This window comes from Shimazuella kribbensis DSM 45090, assembly GCF_000428065.1.
Classification (GTDB): Bacteria; Bacillota; Bacilli; order Thermoactinomycetales; family Thermoactinomycetaceae; genus Shimazuella; species Shimazuella kribbensis.
Window position 1 is genome coordinate 40,759 of sequence record NZ_ATZF01000001.1, and the last position, 17,255, is coordinate 58,013.

The following is a 17,255-nucleotide window of genomic DNA, read 5'->3' on the forward strand; positions in this document are numbered from 1 at the left end:
ATTGAAGAAAACAAACCTTCTCGCCTATAATAAGAGTGAAAGCGCTGTCAATAAGGGTTGTAGGAGGACAAAGAAAATGAACTTTGAACTTACACAAGAGCAATCCATGATTCAGAAGTTGATGCGTGAATTTGCCGAAGAAGAAGTTTCTGTTGGAGCAGATCAAAGAGATCTAACTGGAAAATTTCCTCTAGAGATTTTTGGAAAAATGGCTCAATTATCTTTGATGGGTCTGAATTTTCCTGAAGATTATGGTGGTTGTGGTGCTGATACGATTTCTTTTGCAATTGCAGTAGAAGAGCTCAGCAGAGTTTGCGCATCTACTGGAATTACGTACTCTGCTCATATTTCCTTAGGTTGTGCACCTATTCATATGTTTGGTACAGAAGAACAAAAAAAGAAATATTTAACCGCGTTATGCACAGGAGAATCTTTTGGTGCTTTTGGATTAACAGAACCGAATGCAGGATCGGATGCAGCAGGAACAAAAACTTCAGCACAAGAAGTTTCAGATGGGTGGTTGATTGAAGGTTCTAAATGTTTTATTACGAATGCTAGTTATGCGAAATTTTTAAGCCTTACAGCACGTACAAAGACAACAATGGATAAACGAGAAATCACAGCATTCATTGTACCAACAGATATAAAAGGGGTATCAATAAAAGATAATTATAAGAAATTAGGATTGAAAAGTTCCAATACAACGGAAATCTTTTTGGAAAAAGTCAGTATACCAAGAGAAAATGTTTTAGGGTCCATTGGTCAAGGTTTTCGACAATTTTTAGTTACATTAGATGGAGGAAGAATTGGAATTGGTGCAATGGCTGTTGGTATTGCCCAAGGAGCATATGAACTGGCAAAAAAATATGCTCAAGAACGAGTGCAATTTGGTCATTCGTTATCTAAGCTACAAGCTATCCAGCATAAGCTAGCTGATATGGCAATGGAGATCGAATTGGCAAGAACCTATGTATACAAGGCTGCATGGTTGAAAGACCAAGGTAAAAGATTTACAAAAGAGGCTTCCATTTGCAAGTTATTCGCTTCTGAAGTTGCTATGCGGGTATGCAATCAAGCAATTCAAATTCATGGTGGTTGGGGCTATATCCATGATTTTAAAGTAGAACGTTATTTTCGTGATGCCAAATTAACAGAAATTGGTGAAGGAACATCTGAGATTCAACGCAATATTATTGCCCGGGAAATTGGATGTTAGTTCTAGGTAAATGCAAAAGCAACAGCATATAAAAGCTGTTGCTTTTTTTAATGACAATTTCTCCTTGTGTATGTAGAATCATAATGAGGGAGGGAAGTTGTCGAGATGTTACCTATATTGGAAAATTTTCCCCATTCATTTGAGACCGAACGGCTTTTTATTCGATTGCCATTGCCCGGTGATGGTCAGGTTGTATATGAAGCAGTGATGGAATCAATGGATGAACTAAAAGTATGGATGCCTTGGGCGCAATCTTGTCCATCAAAAGAAGAGACAGAGGCAAATGTTCGTAAAGCACATGCCCAATTTTTAGAGCGAACAGATCTACGCTTTCATCTCTTTGAAAAAGAAACTAAAAAATTTATTGGAAGCAGTGGACTACACCGGATAGATTGGGCTGCTAGGAAATTTGAGATTGGTTATTGGTGTCGTTCTCCATTATCTGGAAAAGGATATATAACAGAATCGGTACGTGGCATCTCTGTTTTTGCTTTTCAGATTCTAAAAGCCAATCGTATAGAAATCAATTGTGATGAAAGAAACGTACGAAGTAGAAAAGTAGCAGAACGATTAGGTTTTCAACTCGAAGGAACATTACGTAATTACCAGCTAGGCGTAGATGGTCAATTAGAAAATGTATGTGTATATGCTTTAACTGATGCAGATTTTAAAGAATTAAGGGAAAAATAATATAAATATAACTGCCTATACGATGAATGTAAATAAACTTTACTCTTTTTAGTATAATTATTTAACTTTTTGAGTTTTCGTGTAAATGTCCTTTGAAATGCGGTTTATTGTGCTAGAAAACACAAAATTACGCAGGAGTTTTTGATACCATTGCCAAATCAATCTCAAGTACGTTCAATGAATCACAAACATTACAATTTCGTAGGACACATAATGCAAAAAAATAAAAAACAATAGTATTTTCTTCGTTTTTCGCAAACTCTTTTTGATGCATACTCCTCATCTCTACATGATTTTCTTCCATTTGGTCATCCTACTTGATAGGTACTTTATGGAGGAGTGGAAAGATGAGACGTAGATTATTCGCATTGCTGGTTTTTACATTAGGATTATCACCAATTTGCAGTGGATCTTTGGTCTTTGCAAAAGAAGATACAGTAACTGATAGACCTACCTATCAAATAGATGCTACCTATATGGAAAAACAAGAGATTGTAAAAGGGCATATGTCGGTTACTTTGCCTGAATTACGAAGTACACCACAAAAAGAAGTCTATTTTCGTTTATATCCAAACGCGTTTCAAAAATGGAAGTACAACAAAGAAGCAAAGCCAACAAAAGAAGGGCATATTACCATTTCTCATTTAAAAGTAGATGGTGTAAAACAAAATATTACAATTAATGATACAGTGATGAAAGTAGTACTGCCCAAGCCTTTACCAAAAGGAAAAAGTGCAAAGATAGAATTAGATTATCAACTTTACTTACCTCATGGAGGAACGAGATTAAATAAGTATAAAAATACTGTGTTTCTAGCTCAATGGTACCCTATGTTGGCAGTAAAAGATAAAGAGGGTTGGCATACAGAGCCCTACACTACTACAGGAGATCCCTTTTATAGTCAAATGTCTGATTTTGACGTTACCTTTCATGTTCCAAAAGGATATCAAATTATCTCAACTGCAAAAGATTTACATAAACAAAAGCAAATCGTACACCTTCAACAATACAATGTTCGTGATTTTGTAGCTGTATTAACGAAAGATTATCAGGTATTAAGTAGCAAATCAGGAAAAACCAAAGTAAACCTTTGGTATACAAAATCGATGGAAGATGTAAGTAAACCTTTGTTACATGCCGCAGTAGATGGTATGCAGTTTTATTCTAGCCGGTTTGGAGAATATCCTTACCAAGAAGTCGATGTAGTGTTAGGGGAAACGGGATTTGGAATTGCGGGTATGGAGTATCCTGGACTAGTGACGTCTCTCCCTAAAGTTCCTACTACAGAAGGAATCGCACCGGCAGTAAATGTTGTCGTTCACGAATTGGCTCATCAATGGTGGTATGGTGTGGTAGGAAATAATCAAGCGAAGGAACCATGGTTAGATGAGGGGCTAACTACGTTTTCCGAATATCTGTATATGCAGAAGCAGATGAAACAAGATGATGAACCTTGGCTAAAACGTGTAGCGATAAAATCCGAAGAAATTCATAAATCTGCTGGAATTACTTCCGTACAACGATTATACGATTATCCTGATGAAATCTATGGAATCATGGTCTACCTTCGTCCTGCAGCGATGATGTTTGCATTGATGGATGAAATCGGAGAAGAAAAAGTGATGAAAATATTAAACACGTATTATCATCAGTATCAGTTTAAGATCGCAACTACTTCGGATTTTTTCCGCGTAGCAAATCAAGTTGCAGAAAAAGATCTAACACCTTTCTTCCAAAAATGGCTTTATTTTAAAGGATAAATGCAACGAGCACTCTGCGTGCTCGTTTTTGTTATGAATATAGGTTTTGCTTTCGCTATAATAAGAAATAGAGAGTGGGTGTGAAAGCGTGAAAGAGTTGCTATCAAGGCGATTAAAGGAAGTAGCGAAATTTGTACCAAATGGCACAAAAGTGGCTGATATAGGAGCGGATCATGGAAAGTTATTGGTTTATTTAGCAGAACAAAAGATCATTTTTTCGGGTATTGCCGGTGAGGTAAACCAAGGTCCATGGAAAAACGCTGCTGATTTTGTATATAAAAAAGGTTTGCAAAAAACGATTGATGTCCGTTTGGGTGATGGTTTAGATGTGATACAAGAACAAGTCGATGTTATTGTAATAGCTGGTATGGGTGGGACACTAATAACGAGTATTTTGGAACAAGGAAAAGCGAAACTCAGCGGAGTTCAAAGATTGATTCTCCAGCCAAATATCGGCGAAAATAAAATACGAAGTTGGTTGGATCAAAATGATTGGCAACTGGTAGATGAAAATATTGTAATGGAGGATCATATTTATTATGAAATACTAGTTGCAGAACAAAGAATAATGGACACATCTGTGTATGATCAACTTCCCTTACATAAAGAGCGTTTTTATCAAATCGGACCTCTATTGTGGAAAAAGAAACATGTGTTGTTGATTCCAAAACTTAACTTAGACTTAGAGCGGAAGCGAGAGGTTAGGAATCAGTTGAAACTTGCAAAAGTGGATGGTATTGGCGAGAAATTGACACAAATAGAGGCTGAAATTCAAGATAAAGAACAGGTGATCATGTGGTTATCGATGGAAGAACACTCGTAACATATTTTGAAAAGATGGTACCTCCAAGTTTAGCATTAGAAAAAGATCGGATTGGATTTCAGTTGGGGAGTCTAGATCGCCAAATAACAGGAGTTTTGGTTACATTGGAGGTCACGAATGCTGTGGTTGAAGAGGCTATTAAGATGGGGGCAAATTGGATATTTACTCATCATGCCTTAATATTTCAACCATTAAGCTCTATCCACATGGATCAACCAAGAGGAAAATTACTTGAAAAGTTAATTGTAAATCAAATACAGGTGTATGTGGCTCACACCAACTTAGATACAGTAAAGGATGGGGTGAATGAAGTACTAGCAAATGAAATTGGTCTATTGAATCAACAGACGTTTTTAATACATGGGGAAGATCCTTTGATTAAACTCGTTGTTTTTGTGCCAACGGATCATTTAGAGGAAGTGAGAAATGCATTAGGTGAAAGTGGTGCAGGTTCCATTGGAGCATATAGTCACTGTACCTTTGCTGCGAAAGGAGAGGGAACTTTCCTAGCTGGTGAAAATACCAAACCATTTATGGGAGTTCAAGGGGAACTATCACGTGTAGAAGAATACCGGTTAGAAACTGTTTTTCCGCAATCTATGCAACCAAAAGTGATGCAAGCGTTGTTGGAGTCTCATCCTTATGAAGAGGTAGCATATGAACTTTATCCTGTGAAGCATAGTATTCCGTTTGGCATGGGGAAAGTTGGTGAGTTACTAGGAAAAATGAACCTCCAAAATCTTGTTAAACTTGTAAAACAAGCATATGAATTAGATTATGTAAAGGTAGTAGGAGATGTAAAGAAGGAAATAAATAAAGTAGCTTTACTGGGCGGTGCGGGAAGTCGATATGTACAAGAAGCCAAACGGCAAGGTGCGCAAGTTTATCTTACAGGTGATATTGATTACCATACGGCTCAACTCGCATTAGAAGAGGGAATTGCTTTAATCGATATCGGACATGCAACAGAACAACGGGTAGTCCCATCTGTATGTCAACAATTGAAGAAATATATAGGCGATGAAGTGCCTGTTCTCTCTTCAAAAGTGGATATGAATCCATTTCAGATTTGTTGAAAATGGTCTTTTTTTAGGTCATATTGATTGTCAGCAACGTGCCAGATGAACTGCACGTCGCTGATTTGGAGACAATTTTTTATCTATCTTACTTCTTCTTGTTTCCCTTCGTCTCCTTACGGACATATGCGTATGCGAGAACCGCGAGAACCGCACCACCTGTTGCAGTGAAGTTATCAGTTATTCCGCCAACCACAGCCCCAGCTGCAGCAGAAGCGGTAGCTTCCTTTGCTGTCTTTGCAGCTTCCGCTGTTTTTTTCTTGGCACCCATTCAGGCTCCTATTTCGGATGGTTGACTATTGCACCTTAAGTATATGAAAATACAGTAAAATCTTCAAACAGACATAGTTGATTGTTATATATTGGTTATGATTGAAACAACTAGATTTTCCTGTTATAATAGTTCTTCATGGAAGTAAGCAAAGCAATCGCCGGTGGATGACCGCAAGGTGCCACGGGAGGAAAGTCCGAGCTCCATAGGGCAGGGTGCCGGCTAACGGCCGGTGGGGGCAACCCTAAGGCTAGTGCCACAGAAATGTAGACCGCCGATGGAGGGAAACCTCACAGGCAAGGATGCAACGGTGCGGTAAGAGCGCACCAGCAGCATGGGAACATGCTGGCTAGGTAAACCCCACCTGGTGCAAGACCTGATAGAGAATCGGTATCTTCGGATACAGCTGTTGCCCGCAGTGATTCTGGGTAGGTCGCTGGAGCCAAGTAGCAATACTTGGCCTAGACAGATGATTGCTACTTCATTAGTGGGAGATACCTACAAGCTATCGCATAGACCACTAGGAGAACAGAACTCGGCTTATTGATTGCTTCCATATAGCTTGTACGAAGACGCTAAGCGTCTTTTTATTTTGCAATCACACGAAAAGACTAGTCGTTTTTGACTAGTCTTTTTTATTAACAGTATAAAAGTAATCATTTTGCTTATCCTAAAAGAAAAGGTGGGTAGGAAATGGAAGCATTTTATACATATGAGGCTTATCTTGATCGTTATAAAGCCTATTATGATGAAGAAGGGGACAGTAGGCCCGGCATGCTTACTGTTCATGAATTTGAACAACAATTTCAGTTATTACACGATAGTTATCAAGCATACCATGATCTCATTCAAATGGGACATACAGCAGAAGCGTCGTTATATTACTCACAAATAATCAATCAACTAGAAAATCAATTAGCAATTGCAGATGCTTCTGATAATTTTAAGCAGGAAATATATCCAAATTGGAAAGGGGAATAGTAAATGCGATTACTACAACGCTTGACAGAAGCAAATGGAGTTTCTGGTTACGAACATGAAGTGCGCGAGATCGTAAGAGATGAACTACAACAATTTGATGTCCCGATCGTTGGGGATGGATTAGGAAGTATTTTTGGTGAAAAAAGAGGAACATCAGACAAGCCTCGTATTTTATTAGCAGGACATCTAGATGAAGTTGGTTTCATGGTTTCGGAAATAACAAAATCTGGTTATTTGCGTTTTTCTCCACTAGGTGGTTGGTGGAGCCAGGTTCTTTTATCACAACGAGTAACCATCATGGCTGGTAGTCGCAAATACACAGGAGTGATCGGTTCCAAAGCTCCCCATGTGCTCTCTGCAGAAGAGCGTAATAAGATCTATCCGATAAAAGAAATGTACATTGATGTAGGTGCACATAGTGATAGTCAAATCAAAGAATGGGGCATTCGTATAGGTGATCCTATTGTTCCGATTTGCCCTTTCGAGATCCTACCTGATCATGATACGATTTTAGCAAAAGCGCTTGATAACAGAATGGGTTGCTATGTAGCTTTGGAAGTATTGCGTAGATTACAAGTAGAGGAACATCCAAATACAGTGATAGCGGGAGCAACTGTTCAGGAAGAAGTTGGATTGCGAGGAGCGCAGACAGCCGCATATGCGATTGATCCAGATATATCCTTTGCAATTGATGTTGGTATAGCAGAAGATGCACCAGGTCAAGAAAATCTATTGCATCCAAAAATGGGAAATGGTCCAGTGATTACATTTTTGGATGCTACCATGATACCAAATATTGGATTGCGAGATCTTGTGTTGGATACAGCCGAGGAAAACCGAATACCAATCCAACATGAAACTATGCTTGGTGGAGGAACAGATGCAGGCAGATTCCATGTTAACAAACGTGGCGTACCTTCTTTGGTAGTTGGAGTTGCTGCACGGTATATTCATAGCCATGTTTCAATGGTAAGCAAAAAAGATGTGGAAAACGTAGTCGAATTAATGGTAAAAGTAATACAGAAGCTAGATGAAGAGAAATGCAAACAATTTTTATCTTTTACTACTTAAAAACGGTTAATCAACCGTTTTTAAGTCATGTTTAATTGTGGAATCATTTAGAGCTAGTAAATGGTTATAAACGTTATACGCTTTATTTTTGTACAACAGCTCTATTTATGGTATTGTATATTTTAGCTAATAAAGCATTGGTAAACGGGGTTGTACCATGGATCAGTGGTTTGTTGAATTTTTACAACACTATGGATATATAGGTGTTTTTCTTTTTTTTGTACTTGGTATTGTTGGGTTACCTCTTCCCGATGAGATCATGATGACTTTTCTAGGTTATCTCTCATCCATTGGGCAACTACATCTTGCATATACCTTCCTCAGTGCTCTTTTAGGTTCCGCAACAGGAATAACCATCAGCTACATTTTAGGACGTCGATTTGGATATCCGTTTTTGAAAAAGTATGGCAGCAAAATTTTTATCACACGCAGGAGACTGCGTATTACTCAATTGTTGTTTCGTAAATATGGAAGTGCATTGCTTTTTGTAGGTTATTTTATCCCAGGAGTCCGCCATGTGACAGCATATCTTGCTGGTATAGCATGTATGTCTATTCCGAGGTTTTCGGTGTTTGCCTATTTAGGTGCGACTTTTTGGTGTACTATATTTATTGGATTGGGATACATACTCGGTTCTAATTGGGAGATATTATTCGACTATATGCATCGTTTTGGAGCCAAAGCTTTATATGTCATCGTTCCACTCGCAGCAATTTGCTTAGGCTATTATTTCTGGAATCAAAATCGATCAGTGAACAAAAACCATCCTAGATGATGGTTTTGTCTTCCAATATATGAAACCTGCTATCTCAGTGGATAGCAGGTTTTTTAGGTTTTCTCTTTTACTACTTTTTTTCTCATGATTTTGTATCGAGATATATTGAGTAATATCCCAGTTGCTATAAGCTGAAACATTAAAGAGGAACCCCCATAGCTAATAAAGGGTAGAGGAACTCCAGTAACTGGTAATAGAGCAGTAACAACACCAAGATTAAAAATAACTTGAATAGCAAAGAGGCTAACAATCCCAATTCCGAGTAAAGTTCCAAATAAGTCTTGGCATCGTAATGCAATTCTTACTCCTCGGATAACATATATAGCAAACAAAATGATTAGTGTTCCTGCGCCGATAAAACCAAGTTCTTCCGCAATGATAGAAAAAATGAAGTCTGTATGTGCTTCTGGTAGATAAGCCATTTTCTGAATGCTGTTGCCAAGACCTACGCCTGTTATGCCTCCTGGACCAATTGCGTATAATGAATAAATGACTTGATAGCCATGATTTTGTGGATCACTAAAGGGATTAAATAGTGCCATGACTCGGTTAACACGATATTGATCTAGAAAGAGAACACCAACCAAGATGGGTATTCCTGCACTTACCAACAGAAAAAGTTGACGAAGTTTTGCACCACCGCAAAAAATAATAATCATACAAGTACTAAAAATAATAATCGTTGCACTGTAGTGAGGTTGAATAACAAGTAAACCACAAAATATCGTAATCACAGTAAGTGGTGGTAGGATTGTCTTTTTAAAGTTACCTAAGACATCTTGCTTTTTGACCATAATGGATGCGGTATATAAAATCATAACAATTTTTACAAATTCAGATGGCTGAAATGTTAACGGACCTAGGCTTATCCATCTTCGAGCACCATTTGTTTCGTCCGCGAATAACAAGACTAACACCAACATGATCAAACCAAACAATAATAATTTCCCAACATGTTTTCGATACCATAGGTATGGAATATTGGAGAAAATAAAAAAAAGAATCAATCCAATTCCGGCGAAAATTAATTGTTTGTTGAAGAAATAGTATGCATTTTGATAGTCCAAAATTCCTTTATAGTAGCTTGTACTAAATACCATAACAAGACCATAACCAACTAAGATAAACGTCAAAAGGATAAGCCAGAAATCTGGCTTTGTTCGCTGCATGAAAAAACTCCTCATTTTGCATGTTCTCGGATATTTTATCAAAATGAAATCCAAAGCTCTAGTTTTGAGCGATAGAAGAGTAGAAGAAGTACAAAACCCTATATACCCATATTTTCCAAAGGGAATAAAAATCCTTCACCTGCACAAGATAGAATGTGAAAGTAGGGATTTATATGTTTTTTGCACTGGACATTATTGTTATGATTCTTGCAGTTGTCATAACATTGTATGCACAGATCAAAGTAAAAAACGCTTTTCATACTTGGTCAGGTGTAGCGACAAGATCAGGGTATACTGGATTTGAGGTGGCTAGGCAGATTTTAGATCAGAATGATCTCCAACATGTTGCTGTTGAGCCGATTCGTGGTAATTTCAGTGATCACTATGATCCATCTGTAAAAGTGATTCGTCTATCAGAAGCTGTTTATGCTAAGTCATCTGTTGCAGCCGTTTCCGTTGCAGCACATGAGTGTGGACATGCTTTGCAGCATCAAGAAGACTATGGAGCATTAGTGATTCGTCATCGATTGGTACCATTTTTGAATTTTACTTCTGGTGCAGCCCCTATTTTGTTGTTAATTGGTTTTTTTCTGCAATTATCAAATCTTATTTTAGTAGGGATAGTTTTTTATTTAGTTACTGTTGTATTTCATTTAGTAACGCTTCCAGTGGAGTTTAATGCTAGCAGTCGAGCAAAGCAAATTATATTTTCAGAAGGTATTATTGCCCGTGATGAAGAGAATGGTGTTCAAAAAGTTTTAAACGCAGCAGCTTTTACTTATGTTGCAGGAGCTTTAGTCGCATTGATAGAACTGGGTCGGTTTATTTTTTTATATGTTCTTTCTCAAAATAATGAGAGGTGATAATGTTGCGTAACTTAGCTTTTTCTTTGGTGTTATTGATCTCTACAAGTTTTTTGGGATGTGCAAGATATCATTCCCAGTCTCCTGTTCAAGAACAAAATATGTTACCTACGAGATATCACACAAATATTGATCATACCAATTCACTATACACAAAAAATGCGAATTTTATTTCGCAAAAAACACCAAACAATGGTGTAAGGGTGGAAAAACGTATTGCTCAAATGATCTTAAAAACTTATCCAAAGTTAAAAGCAGCTACAGTTGTAATCATAAAAAACCGAGCGTATGTCGCTGTTTCCCTTGATTCCCGTACTTCTACACTGGGGCATTTACGGGTAGAAATACCAGCATTAATAAAAGATATGGATGCAGCTGTAGAAAAAGTGTATGTTTCCGATAATCCAAATTTCCGCAGGATGGTTGAACAATATAGGAAATAATAATTAAAGAGATGGACGATGTTCCATCTCTTTTTATGGGGAATAATTCATTATTGATTTTGTATCTATTTCTTGGTGATTTATTGTAAAATTTATTTATCCGTGTTTTTTAATGAGAAAAATAAGATTTGACACTCCACATGGCTTCAGCCATGGGATTCTTGGGACGGTAGTCTAATGACTACTTCATTACCAAGCTAGCCCCGTGAGCCCTGCGGTTGAAAAAAGTTTTTGTTGCTACGTCATAGAATAGACATACTGCTTGGTTTTCGCATTTCAGTCTAGCTATTTTTCGGTACGCATAGCATTTTACGTGCAAAACGATTGGTTTGCTGGGCCCTGTATCCTATCCAGTTTTGAAAGAGCAACTAGTGATAGTCTAATAGGGGAATATATGTTCGCGAATAAGTTTTCTGAAAAATTCGTCAGAATTGTGGGAGGAAAACCCCCCTTCGTCTGCAAAGTGAGACTTGCCACTTTAGTGGCTTAGCGAAACTTGTGCTCCCGTTGTAGTGACGCTTGCTGTTATCCCGCGAAAACCGTGGGTTTTCTCAGTCGCAAGACTATAAATATTTTTAAATTTCCTTTTGTTAGAATTAATGCATCTTATTTTTGGAAAGGCTTTCCAATTGGCAAGTAACTTTACTGGAACTAAAGAATTCGTATATAATTAAAAAATGAAACGTTGATGTTGATAGGAGTGTCTGGATAGTGAAACGTTTAACACCGATGGAGATTTTTAACAAAGATTTCAAACAAGCTATGCGTGGATATGATGTAAACGAAGTAAATGAATTTCTTGACCTTGTTATCCGAAACTACGAAGAAGTACTCAAAGAAAATGAGTATTTAAAAGAACAACTAACAACATCGAAGAAACAAAATACAGCTAGACAGCAAGCTGTTCCGAATATGAGGGAGTATGATGCTGTTATTAATGAAATATTAGCAAGATTGGAACGTATTGAAAAAGTTATGCGGTAGGTAATAGATAACAATTGAAATGATGTATGTTTTATCCTGATCGATAGAAACTAAGGATAGTTTCCAAGGATCAGGAGGGTTAATATGGGAAAAGGACAAAAGAAACAGCCTAAACATCATGTAGAAGATCATGATACAGAAACAGCTGCTGAGTTAACACCATCGACTGTAAATCCAGTCGACAACTCAAGAAATCAACAAGAAGAAGTGAGTGGTACAGGTATTGGTGTTACCGCTCTCATCCTAGCATTACTCGCCTTCTTTTTGTTTCCTTTTACATTAGCTGCTACTGCTATCGTATTAGGAATTGTGGGTGCAAGAAGAGGAAGCGCTGCTGGATGGTGGGCAGTTGGGATTGGTGCTTTTGTTCTCATTATCCGTATACTCGCCTTTCCTATTTTAGCTATTTCTTAATAGCAGCCTCTCTTTTGGAGAGGCTTTTTCCTTTCCACTCCTAATAATCTAGTATATAATAGGGAAACGATGTAGGCCCTTTGGCTCTAAATTTAGTTTATTACAATGAATAGATGTAAGGTGGTATGCGAAAAACACAAACACAATCCGTAGCTTGTGTTTTTTCATAACTGAATGAGGAGAGCTAAATGGATAAAACCAATTACATTCGTGATTTATTTGGAGAAGAAGATAAAATCTTAGCTTCTATTTCGCCCCGATTGGAAGAACTGGGATTACCGCTTATTTCTGTTCCACCTGAAGTGGGAAAATGGCTGACTATGTTGGTACGAATGACAGGAGCCACGAAGATTTTAGAAGTAGGGACGTTAGCAGGTTATAGTACTATATGTCTTGTTAGAGGGTTGAATCAAACAGGACACTGTACTACCATTGAGCTAAAGGAAGAACATACAAAGTTAGCAAGAGAACATTTAGCAAAAGCAGGTTTCTTAGATCGTGTTACAACACTTGTGGGTGATGCATCNGTTCAATTAGCGAAGTTCATTCAAGAGGATAAAAAGTTTGATTTTTTCTTTCTTGATGCAGATAAAGTAAATTATCCTACTTATTTAGAACAAGTGATTCAGTTAGCCTTACCTGGTGCTGTAATTGTTTTGGATAATCTCTTATTGGGTGGGAGAGTATTAGATGTGAATGATTCTCACCCAGCACCAACTGCGGTTCGAAAAGTGACCGATCTGTTAGTTAATCATTCACGTCTAGAATCCATATTATTACCCTTAGGGGATGGTGTAGGGGTGGCGATTGTCCGATGAATAAAAACGTTAAGCAAATATTGATAACAATTGGTGGTTATTTCTTTTTATTACTAGGTGTTATTGGATCTATTCTGCCTATTATGCAAGGATGGTTTTTCTTTTTAATTGGATTAGCTATGTTGTCCAAGACAACTCCTTGGGCGAGAAGATGGCTAAATAAATTACGCCATCGTTTCCCAAAGGTTACTTCTAAAGCGGATCAATGGCTTGCCAAATGGAAGAGAAGTTAATATATTGCAAACGTACAATATAAAGGAATAGCGCTGAAAAGGAGAAAAAAATGCGCATTCAGACAATTCTCAGTACGGGCTGGTCCGAAGAATACGTTCAAGTACCAGCAGTATTTTTTGAGTTTGGTTGGAATTTATATCTACCACATGGAATGAACTCAGTTGTATTGAGTGTTGTTACTTTTATTTATCAAGGGTACTCCAAATCAGAAATTTTTATGTTCATGGAACAAGAAGCGCAGAGGTTATCCATTGAACCATTTCCATTGGCTGAAGCACAAAAAAAGAGTTTGAATCACAGTCATCATAATCATTTGTATTTGCGTGAACAATGGTGTGAATCTATTCTTATGCGATCTTCCTTGACCTATCCAACTACAATACAAGATATGATTCAGTTGCTGATTGATATTGGGATCTTAATCGAGATTAGTCTTAGAGATATAATCTATTTAGATCTTATTTTAAAACCTTTTCCTAGACCAGAAGAGTCCTTGTTACTAACACCTAATGAAAATCGTGAAGCAAGAAGACAGAACGCTTTTTATTGGAATTCAAAAGGGGGATGAAAAATGGCAAAAGCTACGTTTGGTGCAGGATGTTTTTGGGGTGTCGAAGAAATTTTTCGGAAAATTCCTGGGGTGACTCACACTACTGTTGGATACACTGGTGGTTCAAAAGTTAATCCAACTTATGAAGATGTCTGCACAAATCGAACAGGTCATGCAGAAGTTGTAGATATTGACTTCGATCCTGATGAAATCTCTTATCTAGAACTATTGAAAGTTTTTTTTGATAACCATAATCCAACAACTTTAAATCAACAAGGCCCTGACATTGGTACACAATATCGTTCTGTCGTTTTTTATCATACCGAAGATCAAAAGAAGCAAGCCGAACAAATGAAAAATGAGTTGAATCAATCCGGTAAATTTCGTAACTCCATAGTAACTGAAATTACGGTAGCTGATGCGTACTATCCTGCAGAGGAGTACCATCAACGTTATTTACAAAAACGAGGCGTTGATTCTTGTCACATCTAGGGCGAATGATTTTTCATTTCGCCTTTTTTAGTAATCATATCTGTTTAAGATGATTCAGCAGTTATATAAGTTGGACTTGCCCAGTAGGCAAGTTTTTCTTTTGATAGAGAGGTCAAAATTTTTTTGACTTCACATTTGATTTGTTATCGCCAGGACAATTTTTTAAATTGGAGTGGTGTGGATCTATCTGTTATGATAGGAATTACGATATTTTTTGGGAAGGATATTATCATGCATTACTTAGATAATAGTGCTACAACGAAACCATTTCCTGAAGTAATACAAAGTATGGCTTGGACAATGGAACATAATTACGCTAATCCAGCTTCCCTGCACAGACTAGGTTTTAAAGCAGAGAAAGTGGTGGAAGATACACGAAAAATGGTGGCGGATGAATTGCATGCATCTCCATCTGAAGTTATTTTCACTTCAGGAGGAACAGAGGCGAATAATCTCGCTATCTATGGTGTTGCAAGAGCTTATCAAAATAGAGGAAAACATATTGTTACAACTGCGGTAGAGCATGATTCGGTTTATGAAGTTTTCCGGAGTTTAGAAAAGGAAGGTTTTTCTGTTACTTATTTGTCTGTAGATGAATCTGGTTTCTTGTCGTTAGATGAGTTAAAATCAGTCCTTACAAATGAAACCATTCTTGTTTCTATCATGCATGTAAATAATGAAACGGGAGTATTTCAACCTATTTCAGAGATAGGTAAGCTCTTAGTCAATTACCCTAAGTTGTTTTTTCATGTGGATGCGGTTCAATCTTTTTCAAAGTTAACCATAGATGTACATGCGATGAGTATCGATCTTTTATCTATATCTGCTCATAAATTTCATGGACCTAAAGGTATTGGTGCTCTTTTTCTGCGGAAAAATAAACAGATCATGCCTTTGGTGTTAGGTGGAGGGCAAGAACAAGGATTTCGATCCGGAACAGTTGCTGTACCTCTTATTACTGGAATGGGAAAAGCTCTGGAGCTAACAAAACAGAAGCGAGTATTGTTTATCAAAGACGCAGAACACTGGAAAAAAGATTTACTTGCTACTATCTTAATGATAGATGGAACGATATTAAATGGAACAGATGGAGTTCCATATATTTTAAATTTTTCCGTTCCAGGAATAAAATCTGAAGTATTGGTAAGGACATTGGAAGACGAGGGGATTTTTGTATCCAGTAAATCCGCTTGTTCATCAAAAAAAGAAACCCCCAGTCGGGTGCTCCTTGCCATGGGTCGAAAAAAAACAGAAGCAATAAGTGGTATACGAATAAGTATGGGAATGCTTACAACATCAACAGATGTGATGGCTTGTGGGCAAGCATTACGAAACGTCATACCTACCCTACAACATTGGATAAAGGTGTAGATGGTCTATGAATTGGAATGTTATTTTGATTCGTTATGGTGAGCTTTCTTTAAAAGGTAGAAATCAAAAATTTTTTGAAGATCGACTTGTTCAAAACATAAGAGAAAAGCTTTATGATTTCGAAGGTGTACGTGTAACAAGAGAGCATGGTAGACTTTTTGTGGAGCTTGGAGATCAACCGGCTTCTCCAATAATGAATGTGCTTAAAGATATTTTTGGTATTGTTAGTTTTAGTCCAGCTATCCGGATTCCATCGCAAATCGATGAGATTGAACAAATAGCTGGTCATGTTTTTGCTTCTTATCCAAATGTTTCTACTTTTAAAGTGGAAAGTAGACGCGCAGATAAACGTTTTCCGATTCGAACGGGTGAGATAAATCCAAGGGTTGGTAAATATATATTGGATCACTTTCCCCATGCGAAAGTAGATGTCCATCATCCTGACCTCGAAATAAAAATTGAAGTCAGAATCAAAGGTACATATATTTATGGGAAAGAGACTGCTGGTGCAGGTGGACTACCAGTCGGTACAAGTGGAAAAGTGCTTCTTTTGCTTTCGGGTGGTATCGATAGTCCTGTAGCAGGATATTTGGCATTAAAACGTGGTGTAGAATTACATGCTATTCATTTTCATAGTCATCCATTTACAAGTGAACGGGCCAAACAAAAAGTTTTGGATCTATCCCAAACGTTGACCCATTTTGGTGGGAAAATACGACTTTATGTTGTTCCTTTTACCAATGTCCAAACGGAAATTCGCAAACATTGTTATGAAAATTACAGTATTACCATTATGCGGCGTATGATGTTGCGGATTTCAGAGCAAGTTGCTCAAAAATATGATTTAAAAGCTTTGATAACTGGTGAATCTTTAGGGCAGGTAGCAAGCCAAACGTTAGAAAGTTTGCAGGCTATCAATGAAGTTACATCGATGCCAATTTTACGTCCATTAATAAGCATGGATAAAACCGATATCATGAAAATTGCAAAAAATATTGATACTTATGAAACCTCGATCTTGCCTTATGAAGATTGCTGTACTGTATTTGTACCAGAACAACCCAAAACAAAACCTGTTATTAAAGTATGCAACCGTGAAGAAAAAAAATTAGATATGGAAGGACTTGTAACGGAGGCTGTTGAAGGGATCGAAGTTATTGATTTCCGATTTGATAAATGACGAAAACTACCTGTTATATGAGAAAAAGAGAAGGGAAAGCTGTTCCTAAGGACAGCTTTTTTGTTTTCTCACAC

At 37.4% G+C, this 17,255-nt stretch carries 21 protein-coding genes and 1 other RNA gene; 19 read left to right on the forward strand and 3 right to left on the reverse strand.

The features are described from left to right. Positions 1–76: 76 nt before the first annotated feature. Both A3GQ_RS0100215 and A3GQ_RS0100220 read left to right on the forward strand, forming a co-directional pair. Positions 77–1,216: an acyl-CoA dehydrogenase family protein gene (locus A3GQ_RS0100215; RefSeq protein WP_028775355.1), complete on the forward strand. Its 1,140-nt coding sequence runs from the start codon at positions 77–79 to the stop codon at positions 1,214–1,216. Between the two features lie 105 nt (positions 1,217–1,321). Next, entirely contained in the window at positions 1,322–1,906 is a 585-nt protein-coding gene (locus A3GQ_RS0100220; protein ID WP_028775356.1) for a GNAT family N-acetyltransferase, read from the forward strand. Between the two features lie 127 nt (positions 1,907–2,033). Here the strand turns inward: A3GQ_RS0100220 and A3GQ_RS26510 are convergent, their stop codons facing one another. Next, positions 2,034–2,210, reverse strand: coding sequence for a hypothetical protein (locus A3GQ_RS26510; RefSeq protein WP_156877474.1), 177 nt, complete (start codon positions 2,208–2,210; stop codon positions 2,034–2,036). Between the two features lie 43 nt (positions 2,211–2,253). Between A3GQ_RS26510 and A3GQ_RS0100230 the strand changes: the two genes are divergently transcribed. The 3 genes from A3GQ_RS0100230 to A3GQ_RS0100240 all read left to right on the forward strand — a co-directional run bounded on the left by A3GQ_RS0100230 (position 2,254) and on the right by A3GQ_RS0100240 (position 5,565). Then, entirely contained in the window at positions 2,254–3,666 is a 1,413-nt protein-coding gene (locus A3GQ_RS0100230) for a M1 family metallopeptidase (protein WP_028775357.1), read from the forward strand. 88 nt (positions 3,667–3,754) lie between these two features. Then, positions 3,755–4,489 carry a tRNA (adenine(22)-N(1))-methyltransferase gene (locus A3GQ_RS0100235; RefSeq protein ID WP_028775358.1) on the forward strand — a complete coding sequence of 245 codons (735 nt, stop codon included), beginning with the start codon at positions 3,755–3,757 and terminating at the stop codon, positions 4,487–4,489. Then, positions 4,462–5,565 carry a Nif3-like dinuclear metal center hexameric protein gene (locus A3GQ_RS0100240; RefSeq protein ID WP_028775359.1) on the forward strand — a complete coding sequence of 368 codons (1,104 nt, stop codon included), beginning with the start codon at positions 4,462–4,464 and terminating at the stop codon, positions 5,563–5,565. The genes A3GQ_RS0100235 and A3GQ_RS0100240 overlap by 28 nt, the downstream gene beginning before the upstream one ends. Positions 5,566–5,653: 88 nt before the next feature. Here A3GQ_RS0100240 and A3GQ_RS0100245 read toward each other — a convergent pair whose 3' ends face one another. After that, positions 5,654–5,836 carry a hypothetical protein gene (locus A3GQ_RS0100245; RefSeq protein WP_028775360.1) on the reverse strand — a complete coding sequence of 61 codons (183 nt, stop codon included), beginning with the start codon at positions 5,834–5,836 and terminating at the stop codon, positions 5,654–5,656. A gap of 141 nt (positions 5,837–5,977) precedes the next feature. On the opposite strand from A3GQ_RS0100245, the gene rnpB reads away from it, so the two are divergent. The 4 genes from rnpB to A3GQ_RS0100260 all read left to right on the forward strand — a co-directional run bounded on the left by rnpB (position 5,978) and on the right by A3GQ_RS0100260 (position 8,663). Continuing rightward, positions 5,978–6,394, forward strand: an RNA gene (gene rnpB / locus A3GQ_RS25515) — RNase P RNA component class A. Positions 6,395–6,529: 135 nt separating this feature from the next. Next, positions 6,530–6,817 (forward strand): hypothetical protein, encoded by a 288-nt coding sequence (locus A3GQ_RS0100250; protein ID WP_028775361.1) that lies wholly within the window; start codon positions 6,530–6,532, stop codon positions 6,815–6,817. 3 nt (positions 6,818–6,820) lie between these two features. Then, positions 6,821–7,888: a M42 family metallopeptidase gene (locus A3GQ_RS0100255; RefSeq protein WP_028775362.1), complete on the forward strand. Its 1,068-nt coding sequence runs from the start codon at positions 6,821–6,823 to the stop codon at positions 7,886–7,888. A gap of 157 nt (positions 7,889–8,045) precedes the next feature. After that, entirely contained in the window at positions 8,046–8,663 is a 618-nt protein-coding gene (locus A3GQ_RS0100260) for a DedA family protein (protein ID WP_028775363.1), read from the forward strand. Positions 8,664–8,716: 53 nt separating this feature from the next. Here the strand turns inward: A3GQ_RS0100260 and ftsW are convergent, their stop codons facing one another. Further along, positions 8,717–9,832, reverse strand: coding sequence for a putative lipid II flippase FtsW (gene ftsW, locus A3GQ_RS0100265; RefSeq protein ID WP_037463504.1), 1,116 nt, complete (start codon positions 9,830–9,832; stop codon positions 8,717–8,719). Positions 9,833–10,005: 173 nt separating this feature from the next. Between ftsW and A3GQ_RS0100270 the strand changes: the two genes are divergently transcribed. The 10 genes from A3GQ_RS0100270 to thiI all read left to right on the forward strand — a co-directional run bounded on the left by A3GQ_RS0100270 (position 10,006) and on the right by thiI (position 17,181). After that, positions 10,006–10,695: a zinc metallopeptidase gene (locus A3GQ_RS0100270; RefSeq protein ID WP_051271038.1), complete on the forward strand. Its 690-nt coding sequence runs from the start codon at positions 10,006–10,008 to the stop codon at positions 10,693–10,695. A gap of 2 nt (positions 10,696–10,697) precedes the next feature. Continuing rightward, positions 10,698–11,138: a YhcN/YlaJ family sporulation lipoprotein gene (locus A3GQ_RS0100275; RefSeq protein ID WP_028775366.1), complete on the forward strand. Its 441-nt coding sequence runs from the start codon at positions 10,698–10,700 to the stop codon at positions 11,136–11,138. Positions 11,139–11,849: 711 nt separating this feature from the next. Continuing rightward, positions 11,850–12,122, forward strand: a complete 273-nt coding sequence (locus A3GQ_RS0100280; RefSeq protein WP_028775367.1) for a DivIVA domain-containing protein — start codon at positions 11,850–11,852, stop codon at positions 12,120–12,122. Between the two features lie 84 nt (positions 12,123–12,206). Next, a complete protein-coding gene (locus A3GQ_RS0100285) occupies positions 12,207–12,536 on the forward strand; it encodes a hypothetical protein (RefSeq protein ID WP_028775368.1) in 330 nt (109 codons plus the stop codon). A gap of 188 nt (positions 12,537–12,724) precedes the next feature. Continuing rightward, positions 12,725–13,354, forward strand: coding sequence for an O-methyltransferase (locus tag A3GQ_RS0100290; protein WP_028775369.1), 630 nt, complete (start codon positions 12,725–12,727; stop codon positions 13,352–13,354). Further along, positions 13,351–13,587: a PGPGW domain-containing protein gene (locus A3GQ_RS22840; protein ID WP_051271040.1), complete on the forward strand. Its 237-nt coding sequence runs from the start codon at positions 13,351–13,353 to the stop codon at positions 13,585–13,587. Before A3GQ_RS0100290 ends, A3GQ_RS22840 begins: the two co-directional genes overlap by 4 nt. 50 nt (positions 13,588–13,637) lie before the next feature. Continuing rightward, positions 13,638–14,156, forward strand: a complete 519-nt coding sequence (locus A3GQ_RS0100300) for a DUF6042 family protein (protein WP_028775370.1) — start codon at positions 13,638–13,640, stop codon at positions 14,154–14,156. 3 nt (positions 14,157–14,159) lie between these two features. After that, on the forward strand, positions 14,160–14,630 hold the full coding sequence (gene msrA, locus A3GQ_RS0100305) for a peptide-methionine (S)-S-oxide reductase MsrA (RefSeq protein ID WP_028775371.1): 471 nt from the start codon (positions 14,160–14,162) through the stop codon (positions 14,628–14,630). Positions 14,631–14,861: 231 nt separating this feature from the next. Further along, positions 14,862–16,001, forward strand: coding sequence for a cysteine desulfurase family protein (locus A3GQ_RS0100310; protein ID WP_028775372.1), 1,140 nt, complete (start codon positions 14,862–14,864; stop codon positions 15,999–16,001). A 7-nt stretch (positions 16,002–16,008) separates the two neighbouring features. Further along, positions 16,009–17,181, forward strand: a complete 1,173-nt coding sequence (thiI, locus tag A3GQ_RS22845) for a tRNA uracil 4-sulfurtransferase ThiI (protein WP_037463508.1) — start codon at positions 16,009–16,011, stop codon at positions 17,179–17,181. Positions 17,182–17,255: the final 74 nt, after the last annotated feature.